The organism is Streptomyces sp. Ag109_O5-10, from assembly GCF_900105755.1.
In the GTDB taxonomy this organism is placed as follows: Bacteria; Actinomycetota; Actinomycetes; order Streptomycetales; family Streptomycetaceae; genus Streptomyces.
This window is the reverse complement of record NZ_FNTQ01000001.1, coordinates 3,873,975-3,889,078: the sequence shown is the minus strand read 5'-3', so window position 1 is coordinate 3,889,078 and position 15,104 is coordinate 3,873,975. Positions and strand designations below refer to the sequence as shown.

14 protein-coding genes are annotated in these 15,104 nt (G+C 71.2%); 9 read left to right on the top strand and 5 right to left on the bottom strand.

Annotated elements, in window-relative coordinates:
• Positions 1-86 precede the first annotated feature (86 nt).
• Positions 87-425 (top strand): winged helix-turn-helix transcriptional regulator, encoded by a 339-nt coding sequence (locus BLW82_RS17770; protein WP_093499726.1) that lies wholly within the window; start codon positions 87-89, stop codon positions 423-425.
• A 100-nt stretch (positions 426-525) separates the two neighbouring features.
• On the opposite strand, the gene BLW82_RS17765 is transcribed toward BLW82_RS17770, so the two are convergent.
• The 5 genes from BLW82_RS17765 to BLW82_RS17745 all read right to left on the bottom strand — a co-directional run bounded on the left by BLW82_RS17765 (position 526) and on the right by BLW82_RS17745 (position 7,714).
• The gene (locus BLW82_RS17765; RefSeq protein ID WP_256216216.1) at positions 526-1,527 is read right to left on the bottom strand and encodes a 2-oxoacid:ferredoxin oxidoreductase subunit beta; all 1,002 of its coding nucleotides are present in this window, start codon (positions 1,525-1,527) and stop codon (positions 526-528) included.
• 124 nt (positions 1,528-1,651) lie between these two features.
• A complete protein-coding gene (locus tag BLW82_RS17760) occupies positions 1,652-3,580 on the bottom strand; it encodes a 2-oxoacid:acceptor oxidoreductase subunit alpha (RefSeq protein ID WP_093499725.1) in 1,929 nt (642 codons plus the stop codon).
• A 202-nt stretch (positions 3,581-3,782) separates the two neighbouring features.
• Positions 3,783-4,490 (bottom strand): response regulator transcription factor, encoded by a 708-nt coding sequence (locus tag BLW82_RS17755; protein ID WP_305729047.1) that lies wholly within the window; start codon positions 4,488-4,490, stop codon positions 3,783-3,785.
• Between the two features lie 505 nt (positions 4,491-4,995).
• A complete protein-coding gene (locus BLW82_RS17750; RefSeq protein WP_093499724.1) occupies positions 4,996-6,387 on the bottom strand; it encodes a sensor histidine kinase in 1,392 nt (463 codons plus the stop codon).
• A gap of 136 nt (positions 6,388-6,523) precedes the next feature.
• Positions 6,524-7,714: a sensor histidine kinase gene (locus BLW82_RS17745; protein WP_093499723.1), complete on the bottom strand. Its 1,191-nt coding sequence runs from the start codon at positions 7,712-7,714 to the stop codon at positions 6,524-6,526.
• A gap of 249 nt (positions 7,715-7,963) precedes the next feature.
• Between BLW82_RS17745 and BLW82_RS17740 the strand changes: the two genes are divergently transcribed.
• From BLW82_RS17740 to BLW82_RS17705, 8 genes are read left to right on the top strand one after another with little or no spacing between them, the layout of a single operon-like run.
• The gene (locus tag BLW82_RS17740; RefSeq protein WP_093499722.1) at positions 7,964-8,374 is read left to right on the top strand and encodes an NADH-quinone oxidoreductase subunit A; all 411 of its coding nucleotides are present in this window, start codon (positions 7,964-7,966) and stop codon (positions 8,372-8,374) included.
• A complete protein-coding gene (locus BLW82_RS17735) occupies positions 8,365-8,988 on the top strand; it encodes an NADH-quinone oxidoreductase subunit B (protein WP_093499721.1) in 624 nt (207 codons plus the stop codon). Before BLW82_RS17740 ends, BLW82_RS17735 begins: the two co-directional genes overlap by 10 nt.
• Complete coding sequence (locus BLW82_RS17730) at positions 8,985-10,490, top strand: NADH-quinone oxidoreductase subunit C (protein WP_093499720.1); 1,506 nt, start codon at positions 8,985-8,987, stop codon at positions 10,488-10,490. Before BLW82_RS17735 ends, BLW82_RS17730 begins: the two co-directional genes overlap by 4 nt.
• Positions 10,487-11,455 carry a complex I subunit 1/NuoH family protein gene (locus BLW82_RS17725; RefSeq protein WP_093499719.1) on the top strand — a complete coding sequence of 323 codons (969 nt, stop codon included), beginning with the start codon at positions 10,487-10,489 and terminating at the stop codon, positions 11,453-11,455. The genes BLW82_RS17730 and BLW82_RS17725 overlap by 4 nt, the downstream gene beginning before the upstream one ends.
• Positions 11,455-12,045: a NuoI/complex I 23 kDa subunit family protein gene (locus BLW82_RS17720; RefSeq protein WP_093499718.1), complete on the top strand. Its 591-nt coding sequence runs from the start codon at positions 11,455-11,457 to the stop codon at positions 12,043-12,045. The genes BLW82_RS17725 and BLW82_RS17720 overlap by 1 nt, the downstream gene beginning before the upstream one ends.
• Positions 12,042-12,731, top strand: coding sequence for an NADH-quinone oxidoreductase subunit J family protein (locus tag BLW82_RS17715; protein ID WP_093499717.1), 690 nt, complete (start codon positions 12,042-12,044; stop codon positions 12,729-12,731). Before BLW82_RS17720 ends, BLW82_RS17715 begins: the two co-directional genes overlap by 4 nt.
• Positions 12,731-13,108, top strand: coding sequence for an NADH-quinone oxidoreductase subunit NuoK (nuoK, locus tag BLW82_RS17710; protein WP_093499716.1), 378 nt, complete (start codon positions 12,731-12,733; stop codon positions 13,106-13,108). The genes BLW82_RS17715 and nuoK overlap by 1 nt, the downstream gene beginning before the upstream one ends.
• Complete coding sequence (locus BLW82_RS17705; protein WP_093499715.1) at positions 13,105-15,099, top strand: NADH-quinone oxidoreductase subunit 5 family protein; 1,995 nt, start codon at positions 13,105-13,107, stop codon at positions 15,097-15,099. The genes nuoK and BLW82_RS17705 overlap by 4 nt, the downstream gene beginning before the upstream one ends.
• Positions 15,100-15,104: the final 5 nt, after the last annotated feature.

The following is a 15,104-nucleotide window of genomic DNA, read 5'->3' as shown; positions in this document are numbered from 1 at the left end:
CCGATCCGCCCAAGGCCGCTACGGCGGCTACGGCCGCTACGGCCGCTACGGCCGCGAAGGCCGCGAAGTACCTCGTCGGCGTGGAGATGTGCCCGTACCGCCTGGTTCTGGAGCACGTCACCAGCCGCTGGGGTGTCCTGGTCCTGATCGAGCTCCTCGACCGCCCCCACCGCTTCAGCGAGCTGCGCCGCGCGATCGGCAGGGTCAGCGAGAAGATGCTCACCCAGACCCTGCAGACCCTGGAACGCGACGGCCTCGTCCACCGCGACGCCAAGCCCGTGATCCCGCCCCGGGTCGACTACTCCCTCACCGATCTCGGCCGTGAGGCCGCTGAGCAGGTGCGGGAGCTGGCGCTGTGGACCGAGCGGCGGATGGCGGACGTGGAGCGGGCCAGGGAGGCGTACGACGAGGCGAAGCGCCGCTGAGGCCGCCGACCGAGCCTTTCCGAGCCTCCTGCGCTCCGGGAGCGCGAGCGGGGCCCGGACGCATCGTCCGGGCCCCGCTCAGGGTTCACTCGGTGCCGGGTCAGCCGACGACCGTCCAGGTGTCCCCGCCGGCCAGCAGCGCCGCGAGGTCGCCCTTGCCGTGCTGTTCGACCGCGGTGTCCAGCTGCCCGGACATCTGGACGTCGTAGACGGGCCGTTCCACCGAACGGAAGACACCGACGGGAGTGTGGTGCAGGGTGTCGGGGTCGGCCAGGCGGGACAGCGCGAAGGCCGTGGTGGGGGAGGGGGAGTGGGCGTCGTGGACGATGACCTCGGACTCGTTGTCCGCGGTCACGTCGACCACCTTCAGGTCGCCGGTGAGCCGGTCGCGTACGACACCGCGCGCGCCGTCCGCGCCGAAGCGGACGGGCTTCCCGTGCTCCAGGCGGATCAGCGCCTCCTCGGCCGACTGCTTGTCCTTGAGGGCGTCGAAGGCGCCGTCGTTGAAGATGTTGCAGTTCTGGTAGATCTCGATCAGGGCCGTGCCCGGGTGGGCGGCGGCCGCGCGCAGGACCTCGGTGAGGTGCTTGCGGTCGGAGTCGATCGTGCGGGCGACGAAGGACGCCTCCGCGCCGATCGCCAGCGACACCGGGTTGAACGGGGCGTCCAGCGAGCCCATCGGTGTCGACTTGGTGATTTTGCCGACCTCGGAGGTCGGTGAGTACTGCCCCTTCGTCAACCCGTAGATGCGGTTGTTGAAGAGGAGGATCTTCAGGTTGACGTTGCGGCGCAGGGCGTGGATGAGGTGGTTGCCCCCGATGGACAGCGCGTCACCGTCACCGGTCACCACCCACACCGACAGGTCACGCCTGCTCGTTGCCAGCCCGGTCGCGATCGCCGGGGCGCGGCCGTGGATGGAGTGCATGCCGTACGTGTTCATGTAGTACGGGAAGCGCGACGAGCAGCCGATGCCCGAGACGAAGACGATGTTCTCCTTCGCCAGCCCCAGCTCCGGCATGAACCCCTGGACGGCGGCGAGGATCGCGTAGTCACCGCAGCCCGGGCACCAGCGCACCTCCTGGTCGGACTTGAAGTCCTTCATGGACTGCTTGGCCTCGGCCTTGGGAACGAGCTGCAGCAGTCCGTCGGCGGCGTGGGTCCCGGTGCCGGCCCCTGCGTCGGTTCCCGCGTCGGTTCCGGCGTCCGTCGTGGCGTCGGTCATGGCGTCAGTCATGGATGGCCTCCTTGAGCGCCGTGGCGAGCTGCTCGGCCTTGAACGGCATGCCGTTGACCTGGTTGTACGAATGCGCGTCCACCAGGTACTTCGCCCGGATGAGGGTGGCGAGCTGACCCAGGTTCATTTCCGGGATCACCACCTTGTCGTACTGCTTCAGCACGGTGCCGAGATTGCGCGGGAACGGATTGAGGTGCCGCAGATGCGCCTGCGCGATCGGCTCCCCGGCCGCGCGCAGCCGCCGTACCGCCGCCGTGATCGGCCCGTACGTCGACCCCCAGCCCAGCACCAGGGTTTCGGCGCCGTCCGGGTCGTCCACCTCGATGTCGGGGACGACGATGCCGTCGATCTTCGCCTGCCGGGTGCGGACCATGAAGTCGTGGTTGGCGGGGTCGTAGGAGATGTTGCCCGTGCCGTCCTGCTTCTCGATGCCGCCGATGCGGTGTTCGAGGCCGGGCGTGCCGGGGACCGCCCAGGGCCGGGCGAGGGTCTGTGGATCCCGCTTGTACGGCCAGAAGACCTCGGTCCCGTCCTCCAGGGTGTGGTTGGGGCCGCTCGCGAACTGCACCCGCAGGTCGGGAAGCTCCTCCAGCTCCGGGATCCGCCAGGGCTCGCTGCCGTTGGCCAGGTAGCCGTCGGAGAGCAGCATCACGGGTGTCCGGTAGGTCAGCGCGATCCGGGCCGCCTCAAGCGCCGCGTCGAAGCAGTCGGCCGGCGTTCGCGGGGCGATCACAGGGACGGGCGCCTCGCCGTTGCGGCCGTACATCGCCTGCAGCAGGTCCGCCTGCTCGGTCTTGGTGGGCAGCCCGGTGGACGGCCCGCCCCGCTGGATGTCGACGACCAGCAGCGGCAGCTCCAGCGAGACCGCGAGCCCGACCGTCTCCGCCTTCAGGGCGACACCGGGGCCGGAGGTCGTCGTCACCGCCAGCGAGCCGCCGAACGCCGCCCCCAGGGCCGCGCCGATGCCGGCGATCTCGTCCTCCGCCTGGAAGGTCCGCACACCGAAGTTCTTGTGCTTGGACAGCTCGTGCAGGATGTCCGAGGCCGGGGTGATCGGGTACGACCCGAGGAACAGCGGCAGATCCGCCTGCCGGGACGCGGTGACCAGGCCGTAGGCGAGGGCCAGGTTCCCGGAGATGTTCCGGTAGGTGCCGACCGGGAAGGCGGTCGTCGCCGGGGCGATCTCGTAGGAGACGGCGAAGTCCTCCGTCGTCTCGCCGAAGTTCCAGCCCGCGCGGAAGGCGACCAGGTTGGCCTTCATGACCTCGGGCTTGCGGGCGAACTTCTGCTGGAGGAATCTCTCCGTGCCCTCGGTCGGCCGGTGGTACATCCACGACAGGAGGCCGAGCGCGAACATGTTCTTGCTGCGCTCGGCCTCCTTGCGGCTGAGGTCGAATTCCTTCAGTGCCTCCACGGTCAGCGTGGTCAGCGGCACCGGATGGAGGCTGTAGCCGTCGAGTGAACCGTCCTCCAGGGGCGAGGTGTCGTAGCCGACCTTCTGCATCGCCCGTTTGGTGAACTCGTCCGTGTTGACGATGATCTCCGCGCCGCGCGGCAGGTCCCCGATGTTCGCCTTCAACGCGGCCGGGTTCATCGCGACCAGCACGTTCGGCGCGTCACCCGGGGTGAGGATGTCGTGGTCGGCGAAGTGCAGCTGGAACGAAGAGACCCCCGGCAGAGTGCCTGCGGGGGCCCGGATCTCGGCGGGGAAGTTCGGCAGGGTCGACAGATCGTTGCCGAAGGACGCGGTCTCCGATGTGAACCGGTCACCGGTGAGCTGCATACCGTCACCCGAGTCCCCCGCGAACCGGATGATCACCCGATCCAGGCGCCGGACGGCCTTCACACCGCCCGGCTTGCGCTGCTCTCCCACGACGGTTCCGTCGGCCTGTTCCGTTGTCCTGCTGACCTGGCTGGTCACTGAACTGGACCTCCTTCGAGGCGGCTGTCCGGGGGTGGCCGTCCCACGGTCCATCCCGCAATCAACCCTACGTCGGTTAGGGTCGCCTTCCCGTGCCCGCTCGCATACTGGACAGAGTTCTGAGACGACCTGTCGCCCTGACTTGTCATGATTTTCCCTCCCCCTGGCCGCCTTCCGGTGCCGACACGGTGCCGTCGGCCCGTCAGGAGTTCAGATACGTCAGAACGGCCAGAACACGCCGGTGGTCACCGTCGCTCTGGGAGAGCCCCAGTTTGAGGAAGATGTTGCTGACGTGCTTCTCGACGGCGCCGTCGCTCACGACCAGCTGCCGGGCGATCGCCGAGTTCGTCCGTCCCTCGGCCATCAGCCCCAGCACCTCCCGCTCCCGCGGGGTGAGGCCCGCGAGAACGTCCTGCTTCCGGCTCCGTCCGAGCAACTGGGCGACGACCTCCGGGTCGAGCGCCGTACCCCCTTCGGCGACCCGCACCACCGCGTCCACGAACTCCCGCACCTCGGCGACCCGGTCCTTCAGCAGATATCCCACGCCCCGGCTGGAACCGGCCAGCAGTTCGGTGGCGTAGCGCTCCTCCACGTACTGCGACAGCACCAGCACCCCGAGTCCTGGATGCGCCTTCCGCAGCCGTACGGCGGCCCGTACGCCCTCGTCGGTGTGTGTCGGCGGCATCCGCACGTCCGCGACGACGACGTCCGGCAGCGCGTCCTGGGCATCCAGGTCGGCGATGGTCTTGACCAGCGCCTCCGCGTCCCCGACACCCGCGACGACGTCATGCCCCCGGTCGGTCAGCAGCCGGGTCAGCCCCTCTCTGAGCAGCACGGAATCCTCGGCGATGACCACCCGCACCCTGTCCTCCACGATCTCCCGGCCCCCCACACCCCGTCCGGCGTACATGCCTGCCCTGTCCGAAAGTCCAGCATTCCAGCATTCGGATCGAAGCGCGTGCGGGTAACGAGAGGACGCGAACCAAATCAGGCCGCCCGACCACAGTCCCTCCGGCGCCTGACGACGACGACCGGAGCCGCCCCCTCCACCACGTCCGGCGCCTGACGACGACCGGGGCCGCCCCCCCTCCACCCCGTCCGGCGTTCGAGGACGGGGACCGGCCGGCCCCCCTATCTGAGCCCGTTCGGCGTTCGAGGACGAAGACCCCGGCCCCCTATCTCAGCCCGTCCGGCGTTTGAGGACGACGACCGGGCGGCCCTCCATCTCAGCCCGTCCGGCGTTCGAGGACGACGACCGGCCCGCCCCCACCCTCCAGCCCGTCCGGCGTTTGAGGACGAGGCCGGAGGCCGATGCGGGGGTCCGGGGGCGGCAGCCCCCGAAACGGGCGGTCGAAGGGGGCCCACCCCCTGGAAGGACGGGACGGGTAGGGGCGGCGGGGGCGAAGAACCCGTCCTCAGCCCCGCCAGGGCAGCTCCGCCGTCACCCGCGTGGGCCCACCCACCGGCGAGTCCACCACCAGGATCCCGTCGACCGCGTCCAGCCGCTCGGCCAGCCCCGCCAGCCCCGACCCCCGCGCCGTGTCCGCACCCCCCACCCCGTCGTCCACGACCTGCAGCATCAACCGGTCCGCAGTCCGCCACACATCGACCGCCGCCTCACTCGCCCGCGCGTGCTTGCTGATGTTCTGCAGCAGCTCGGACACCGTGAAGTACGCGATCCCCTCGATCGCCGCCGCCGGCCGCTCCGCCAGGTCGACCTCCACCCGCACCGGCACCGTGCACCGCGACGCCACCGAGGACAGCGCCGCATCCAGTCCGCGGTCGGTCAGCACGGCCGGATGGATCCCACGGGCCAGGTCCCGCAACTCCTGCAGCGCGGTCTTCACCTCACCGTGCGCCTCGTCCACCATCCGCGCCGCGACCTGCGGATCCTCCCGCAGCTTCTCCTTCGCCAGCCCCAGATCCATGGCCAGCGCCACCAGCCGCGCCTGCGCCCCGTCGTGCAGATCCCGCTCGATGCGCCGCAGGTCGGCGGCGGCCGTGTCCACGACCACCCCCCGGTCCGATTCCAGCTCCACCACCCGCGAAGCCAGCTTCGACGGCCCCAGCAGCCCGTTCACCATCACCCGGTCCACCAGCGTCAGTGCCCGGACGATCCACGGCGTGGCCAGCGTGAACAGCAGCCCCACCAGCGCGGTCACGGTGATCTCGAACGGGTTGTCGAGGTAGACGCTGTGGTGCGCGTCGCCGTAGAGCTGGATCCCGCCCTGCCCGGCCCACATGGGGAACACCCAGAACCACAGCGGATACGTCAACAGGGCCCAGCCGTACGCCCAGAAGTTGAGGGCGACGACGAAGGAGAACATCGACCAGGGGAACTGCAGGACCGCGTACAGCAGGTGACGCCAGGACGTGCCGCTCTTCAGCACCGCGCCGACCCAGGCGAAGAACCCCGGCTTGCGCATCCGCAGCGGCTCCGGGTCGGCCACCTCCAGCTTGAGCAGCCCACGCGCGCGTGCCCGTTCCAGCGCCCCGAAGCCACGGCACCCGGCGAGGGCCACCGCCAGCAGCGGGATCCCGATGAAGGTCACCAGCAGACCGACACCGAGGGAGAGCATCGTCACGGCCCACACGAACAGCGTGACGCCGACCGGCAGGCCGAGCAGGACATAGCCGAACTCGCGCCAGCTGCGCGCCTCGAACGGCGCTCGCAACACCGCCGGCACCCGATGCCGGCGCCCGCCGTACGGCCCGTAGCCGTATCCGTAGCCATGCCCGTGGTCCTGCCCGTGGTCCTGCCCGTGCCCGTACTCGTGCCGGTACTCGTGTCCGTACTCCGTGGCCATCGGCGCCGTCCCGTCCTCTCCCAGCCTCGTCGGCCCTGTCCTGCCGTATCTCCACCCTGCGCTGTCGCAGGTCGCGGAACCATGGAGTCCGTCGGCGTCTCGGAAGGGGGGTTTTCCCCACCCTCCGGCACTGCCGCTACGGCCGGTCGCGCCAGGGCAGCTCGGCGGTGACCGTCGTGGGGCCGCCGGCCGGTGAGTCGACGACGAACAGGCCGTCGACCGCGCCCAGCCGGTCCGCGAGCCCGCGCATCCCGGAGCCGCCGTCCAGGCTGGCCCCGCCGCGCCCGTCGTCCCGCACCTGGATCAGCAGCCGGTCGTCGGCCCGCCACACGTCCACCGAGGCGGTACGCGCCCCGCTGTGCTTGCTGACGTTCTGCAGCAGCTCGGAGACGGTGAAGTAGGCGATGCCCTCGATCGCGGGCGCCGGTCTGGACGGCAGGTCGGCGGTCACCTGGACCGGCACCGTGCAGCGCGAGGCGACCGACGACAGCGCCGCGTCCAGCCCCCGGTCGGTCAGCACCGCCGGATGGATGCCGCGGGCGAGGTCCCTGAGCTCCTGCAGCGCCAGTTTGACCTCGCCGTGCGCCTCCTCGACCATCGCGGCGGCGGCGTCGGGGTCCTCCAGCAGCTTCTCCTTCGCCAGGCCGAGCCCCATCGCCAGGCTGACGAGCCGCGCCTGCGCCCCGTCGTGCAGATCCCGCTCGATGCGCCGCAGGTCGGCGGCGGCCGTGTCGACGACCACCCCCCGGTCCGACTCCAGTTCGGCGATACGGCGCTCCAGCTCGTCGGAGGGCGACAACAGGCCGCGCACCATCGCCCGGTCCACGTTCGACAGCCCGCGCGCGACGAACGGCAGCACCGGCCACAGCACGAACAGCGAGACCAGCGTGACGCAGAAGGTGAGGACGCCCCACGGCAGCCGGATGAAGTCGTACAGCAGCGTCCGCCAGCCCACCGGATCCTTCAAGGTCATCCACAACCGCCCGTAGCCCGCGCCGCGCCTGGTCCACGGCAACGGGGTCGGCTCCTCCACCCGCACCCCGAGCAGCGCACGCGCCCGTGCCCGCTCCAGCTTCCCCAGCTGGCGGGCGCCCAGCAGGGTCGCGGCGAGCAGGGGGATGCCGATCACCGTCAGCGTCAGCACACCGCTCACCCACACCGTCGTGACGACGTAGACGAAGCCGAACAACGACATCGGCAGATTCAGGAGGAGGTGTGCGATCTCCTTCCAGGTGTGGCTTTCGAAGGCGAAGCGCACGGGCGGCAGTCGCTCGCGGTCCTCGCCGGCGTCGGCGTAGCCGGGGGATCGGGGTGCTGGTGCGGTCATATGCGCCAGCGTGCCGCGTGCCGGGGCGCGACGCCATGGAGTTCCCCGCCCGGGTCACCCTGGGGAAAACCCCACCAAGCGGCCCCGGTCCCGTCTCCCACCCTGTCCCGCCGTGTGACGGCCTGCTTACCGTGTCTTTATCAGGGCCTAGACTCCCGTGCGTACAGATCGTCGAATCAAGAGTTGACTGAGGTCACGGCACCGGGCCGGGTCGGGCCGGTGGTCTGTCGAGGGAGTGAGGGACGGGCGATGCGGGAGACGGTGGGCGGTGGACCGACCGCGGTCCTCGCCGCGGACTACTTCGCGTCCTACTCGGTCGTGGGACTGCTGACGCTGGTCGGCGTGGTCTTCGTCGCCGTCGCCTTCGGCGCCGGCCGGCTGCTGCGCCCGGTGGTCCCCACGCCCGAGAAACTCCTCACCTACGAGTGCGGTGTCGATCCCGTCGGCGAGGGCTGGGCCCACACCCAGGTCCGCTACTACGTCTACGCCTTCCTCTACGTCATCTTCGCCGTCGACTCGATCTTCCTGTTCCCCTGGGCGACGGTCTTCGCCGCCCCCGGCTACGGCGCGACCACGCTCGTGGAGATGTTCGTCTTCCTCGGCTTCCTCGCCGTCGGCCTGCTGTACGCATACAAGAAGGGCGTCCTGACATGGACGTGACGCCGGAGCCCGTGCCGACGCCGGAGCCCGTGCCGCTGCCGGAGCCGAAGAGGCTGGGCACGCTCGCCCGCCTCGCCCCCGAACCGATGAAGGTCGTCCTCAACTGGGGCCGCCGTTACTCGCTCTGGGTCTTCAACTTCGGCCTCGCCTGCTGTGCGATCGAGTTCATCGCCGCGTCGATGGCCCGCCACGACTTCATCCGCCTCGGCGTGATCCCCTTCGCGCCGGGCCCCCGCCAGGCCGACCTGATGGTGGTCTCGGGCACGGTCACGGACAAGATGGCCCCGGCGGTCAAGCGCCTGTACGAGCAGATGCCCGAACCGAAGTACGTCATCTCCTTCGGCGCCTGCTCGAACTGCGGCGGTCCCTACTGGGACTCCTACTCCGTCACCAAGGGCGTCGACCAGATCATCCCCGTCGACGTCTACGTCCCCGGCTGCCCGCCGCGCCCCGAGGCGCTCCTCCAGGGCATCCTCAAACTCCAGGAGAAGATCGCGACGGAATCCCTGGGCGAGCGCTACGGCACCCCCCGCCCGTCCGCCGCGGCCCTCCAGAGCGACCTGGTCCGTCCCCCGGCCCGCATCGAGGCCGAGCGCGAAGGAGACGCGCGATGAAGACCCCGGCCGGCTGGCTCCCGGCCCCCGTCGAGGAACTCTTCGGCCCGGACGCCACGGCCGACGAGTCCTACGATGTCCTTACGGTCGACGTCCCTCCCTCCTCCTGGCTCGCCGCCCTGGAGATCGCCCGTACGACTCTCACCTGCACCTACTTCGACTGGCTGAGCGCCGTCGACGAACCCGGCACCGGCTTCCGCGTCTCGGCCCACGTCGTCGCCCTCGCCCCGGTCCGCCGCCTGCTCCTGCGCACGACCGTCCCGCACACCGCCCCCGAACTCCCGTCCGCCGTCGGCGTCTACGCGGGCGCCCGCTGGCACGAACGCGAGACCCACGAGATGTTCGGCGTCCTCTTCACCGGCCACCCCGGCCTGGACCACCTCCTCCTCCCGGAAACCTTCGAAGGCCACCCCCTCCGCAAGGACTTCGTGCTCGCCGCCCGCGTCGCCAAGGCCTGGCCCGGCGCCAAGGAACCGGGCGAGTCCGACCACGGCGGCCCCAAGCGCCGTCAGATGCTTCCCCCGGGCGTCCCCGACCCGAACGAGTGGGGCCCCCTCAAGGGCCAACTCCCGGCCGCCCCCGCCCGCCCGGCCCGCACCGCGGCAGGCCGCACGGCCGGCGACCGCCCGCCCCGCCCGGCCCGCGGAACCGACGAGCGCCCGGCGCGCCGCTCCCGCACGGCCGCGGAGGGCTCGGCGAGCCAAGCTGCCGGCGCCACCGGCGCCACCAGGGCGACCGAGGCGACCGAGGCACCGGGCGCGGCAGCGCCGGCGGCCACTCCTCGCCGGGCACGCAGTGCGACCGGAGGGTCGGCTTCGCAACGGGCGAACTCCGGTGCGCAGGGCGCGCCCACCGAGAATGCCATTGCGGACGGCACCGGCACGGAGGGAGCGGCTGCGGAAGAGACCGCTGCGGCGACGGGGCCGTCGGCTGCTCCCCGGGGGCCTCGCCGGACGCGTACCGCCTCGGGCGGCTCCGCTTCCCAGCGTGCGCAGGAGACGGACACGGGCACACCGGCGGTACCGGCCACCCCGGGCCGCCCCGCAACCCCCCGCAGCTCGGACGCGCCCTGGCACCACGCCCGCCCCGCCTTCGACGAAACTGCGGACGGGGGATCAGCTGCCGGCACGTCGGCCGTCCCGCCGGAGGCAGCCGACGCGGCCGGAACCAAGGCCGAGGAGCCGGGTGCGGGGGAGCCGGGCGCGGGGGAGCCGAACGCATCCACGGCGCCCGCCGCGGAGCCGACGGCACCGGAGCCGACCGGACCGGAGCCGACCGGACCCGAGCCGACGAGGTCGGGGGAGGAGCCGGGGTCGGCCGAGTCAAGCCCCGCCACGTCTGACGAGCCCGAGGGGCCCGAGGAGTCCGAGGAGTCCGAGGAGTCCGAGCCGAACCCTGCAGAGGCCTCCACCCCCGCGCACACCCTTGAAACCCCGCCCCCCGACGACATCGTCCCCGAACACTCCGCCCACCCCGACGACCCCCCAGGAGGCCCGCAGTGAACGACGCTCTGGACGTCGCCCTGCGACTCCTCGTCGTGTTCGTCGTCTTCCTCACCTTCCCCCTGATCGTCGGTCAGACCGAGCACAAGGTGATGGCCCACATGCAGGGCCGCCTCGGCCCGATGTACGCCGGCGGGTTCCACGGCTGGGCCCAGCTGATCGCCGACGGCGTGAAGTTCGCGCAGAAGGAGGACGTGGTCCCGGCGGGCGCGGACCGCCGTGTCTTCCAGCTGGCCCCCGCGGTGGCCCTCCTCCCGTATCTGCTCGTGCTGCTCGCCATCCCGATCGGCCCCGGCGAGGGCGCGGTCGGCCAGGCCCTGGACGCGGGTGTGTTCTTCGTGCTGGCCGTGATGGGCGTCGGCGTCCTCGGCTCGCTCATGGCCGGCTGGGCCAGTGCCAACAAGTTCTCCCTCCTCGGCGGCCTGCGTACCGCCGCCCAACTCCTCGCCTACGAACTCCCGATGCTGCTCGCCGCCGCCTCCGTGGCGATGGCGGCCGGTACCGTCTCCCTGCCGGGCATCGTCGGCTCCTTCCACTGGTGGTGGCTGCCCTGGCAGATCACCGGCGGCCTCGTCTTCTTCGTCGCCGGCCTCGCGGAACTCCAGCGGCCCCCGTTCGACATGCCCGTCGCCGACTCGGAGATCATCTTCGGCGCGTACACCGAGTACACCGGGTTGCGTTTCGCGCTGTTCCTGCTCGCCGAGTACGCCGGGATCGTCGTCCTGTGCGGCCTGACCACCGTCCTCTTCCTGGGCGGCTGGCACGGCCCGTGGGGTGCTGACGGCCTCGGCTGGCTGTGGACCCTCCTGAAGACGGCGCTCCTCGCCTTCGTCGTGATCTGGCTCCGCGTGACCTATCCCCGGTTGCGTGAGGACCAGTTGCAGAAGTTCTCCTGGACCTTGCTCGTCCCCCTTTCTCTCGCCCAGATCGCCCTCACCGGCATCGTCAAGGTGGTGATCTCCTAATGGCCCCCATCCCCGGCTCGGGCCTGGCCAAGGGCCTGGCCGTCACCCTGCGTACGATGACCCGGAAGTCGGTCACCGAGCAGTACCCGGACGCCCTTCCCGACCTTCCGCCCCGCACCCGGGGTGTGATCGGGCTGTTCGAGGAGAACTGCACGGTCTGCATGCTCTGCGCCCGTGAGTGCCCCGACTGGTGCATCTACATCGACTCCCACAAGGAGACCGTCCCGGCGGCGGCCCCGGGCGGCCGTGAACGCAGTCGCAACGTCCTGGACCGCTTCGCCATCGACTTCTCCCTGTGCATGTACTGCGGTATCTGCATCGAGGTCTGTCCTTTCGACGCCCTGTTCTGGTCCCCGGAGTTCGAGTACGCCGAGACCGACATCCGCGAGCTCACCCACGAGCGCGACAAGCTCCGCGAGTGGATGTGGACGGTCCCGGCCCCGCCCGCCCTCGACCCCGGCGCGGAGGAACCGAAGGAACTCGCCGCCGCCCGCAAGTCCGCCGAGAAACTCGCTGCGGCCCGGGCCGCCGAGGCCGCCGAGGCCGAGCAGACCACCGACCGGTTCGAGCCGGGGGAGGGGGAGGCGTGAGCCCGCTCGCCCAGGCGCCGCACGGCTTCCTGTCCCCGACCGGCGTGGAGATCGCCTTCGTGCTCGTCGGCCTGGTCACCTTCGGCGCCGCCCTCGTCACGGTCACCACCCGCCAGCTGGTGCACGCCGCCCTGTGGCTGGTGGTCGCCCTCGGCGGGCTCGCGGTCGAATACCTCCTGCTCACCGCCGAGTTCATCGCCTGGGTACAGGTCCTCATCTATGTGGGTTCCGTCGTCGTCCTCCTTCTGTTCGGTCTGATGCTCACCAGGGCACCGATCGGCCGCTCCCCGGATGCCGACTCCGGAAACCGCTGGGTCGCGGTGGCCGTCGCCGTGGCCGCCGCGGCCGCTCTGGTCTGGGTGGTCGTGGACGCCTTCCGCACCACCTGGATCGACCTGGACGGCGCCGCCGCCGGCTCGACGAAGGTCACCGGGGCGAGTCTCTTCCAGAACTGGGTGCTGCCCTTCGAGGCCCTCTCCGTCCTCCTCCTGGCGGCCCTGGTCGGGGCGATCGTCCTGTCCCGGAAGGCGAAGGCGGATCAGGCCCCGCCCCCTGTGAACGGCCGGGCCGTCACGCAGAGTTCCCCTTCGGTCGCGGATTCCGGGATTCACCCGATCGAGAAGGAAAGCGATCAGGAAGGCGATCAGGAGAACGAGCAGACCTCCGAGCAGGAAGGCGCCCGCTGATGCACCTCGCCTATCCCGCCGTTCTCTCCGTTCTTCTCTTCTGCACCGGCCTGTACGGCGTCCTCGCCCGCCGCAACGCGATCCTGGTCCTGATGTCGGTCGAGCTGATGCTCAACGCCGTCAACCTGAACCTCGTCGCCTTCGACGTCTGGCTGAGCAAGGCCGCCCGGGACACCCTGCACTCCGGTCAGGCCCTGACCCTGTTCACCATCACCATCGCAGCGGCCGAGATCGGCATCGGCCTGGCGATCGTCCTCGCCGTCTACCGCAACCGCGGCACCTCCGACATCGACCGGCTCCGCGACACCGCCGAGGGCCATGAGGACGGCACGCCCACGGACGGGGCGGCCGACGAGAAGGCTGAGGCCACCGCGTGACCACGACCACCCTCGGCGTTCTCGTCCCGCTCCTGCCGTTCCTCGGTGCCGCCGCCGGTCTTCTTCTGGGGCGCACCGCTCCCGGTTTCGTCCGCCCGCTGGCGGTCCTGCCGACGCTCGCCGCGCTGGCCCTCGCCTGCACGGTCGCCGCCGACCAGGGGGGCGGCCGGTCCGTCGACGCCCACACCGAGCTCACTCCGACCGGTTCGGTCCCAATCGAACTCGCCCTGCACATCGACGGCTTCGCCGCCCTCGTCGCCGTCCTGGTCGCCTTCGTAGCGGCCTGCGTGCAGATCTACTCGACCGGCTACCTCCGGGACGACCCGCGCTACCCCTCGTACGCCGCCCTCGTCTCCCTGTTCACCTCCGCGATGCTGTTGGTCGTCTACTCCGGCGACCTGATCGTGCTGCTGGTCGGCTGGGAAGTCATGGGCATCTGCTCCTACTTCCTGGTCGGCCACTACTGGGAGACCCCCGAGGCGCGTGCCGCCTCCATCAAGGCCTTCCTGGTCACCAAGCTCGGCGACGTGCCGTTCCTGATCGGCCTGTTCGCGCTGGCCACCGACGCCGGGTCGTTCCGCATCACGACGGTCCTCGGCGCCGTCGCGAACGGCGGGCTGCACCACCCCACCCTGGTCGGGCTGCTGCTCCTGTGCGGAGTGGCCGGCAAGTCCGCGCAGTTCCCCCTGCACACCTGGCTCCCCGACGCGATGGCCGGTCCCACTCCCGTCTCCGCGCTGATCCATGCCGCGACGATGGTCGCCGCCGGTGTCTACTTCGTCGCCCGTCTCCTTCCGGTCTTCGAGGCCAGCGCGGCCGTGATGGTCGTGCTCGCCGTCATGGGCGCCGTCACGATGGTCGGTTCTGCCCTCGCCGCGCTCGCCCAGGACGACATCAAGCGCGTCCTCGCCTACTCGACGATCGGCCAGCTCGGATACATGACGGGCGCCCTCGCCGTCGGCGACCGGGGTGCCGCCGTCTTCCACCTCCTGTCCCACGGCGCCTTCAAGGCGCTGCTGTTCCTCGCGGCAGGCGTGATCATCCACGCCTCCGGCACCAACTCGCTGGCCGTCATGTCCCGCACCTCCGGCCTGCGCGACCGTGTCCCGGACGCCTACTGGACGATGACCGTTGCGCTGCTCGCGCTCGCCGCGATCCCGCCGTTCAGCGGGTTCTTCTCGAAGGAGTCCGTCCTCGGCGCCGCCGAGCACGCCGCCACCGGCCACACCGAGCACGCCCCCGGCAGCGCCGGCTGGATCGTCCTGGTCGCGGGCCTGGTGACCGCCTTGCTCACCGCCGCCTACGCGACCCGGTTGTGGCTGCTCACCTTCCGGGGCCGGGGGGCCGAGGCACCGGACCACGGCAGGCAGCCGCTGCCCATGACCGTGGTGCTGTGGGTCCTGGCCGTGCCGTCCCTCGCTTTCGGCGGGTTCGCCTACCGGTCGCTGCCCGGCTGGTTCGACGGCCGCGCCCTCACCCCGACCCTGACCACCTCGGTCCTCGGCACCGGCGTCGCGCTCGTCGGCGGACTCGTCACCTACGGCGCCTGGCAGCGCACCAGAACACGGGCCGCCCGCACCCCGCTGGGCGCCGTCGCCGCCCACCCGGAGGGCGACGCCGGACTGGTCGAGGCCGAGGCCATCGCCACGCACGAGCCCGCGTTCGGCGACGTGGCCTACGCGCCCGACCCGGCGGACCCCGGCAGGCTGCTGCTCGGCCCGCTGCACCGGCACGCGGCCGAGGGCTTCCACCTGGACGCCGTCTACGACGCGCTGTTCGTCCGCCCGGTCCTGGCCGCGGCGAGCCTCGTCCAGTTCCTCGACCGCGAGGTCGTCGACACCTACGTCCGTGGGGCAGGCGCACTGCCCCGCCTGCTCGGCGCCGCCGTACGGCGCGCCCAGACCGGCAACGTCCAGACCTATGTGAGCGCGCTGCTCGCCGGCACCGTCGTCCTGGCGGTCGCCGTCCTCCTCGTCGCCACGGGAGCGTGAGCAGG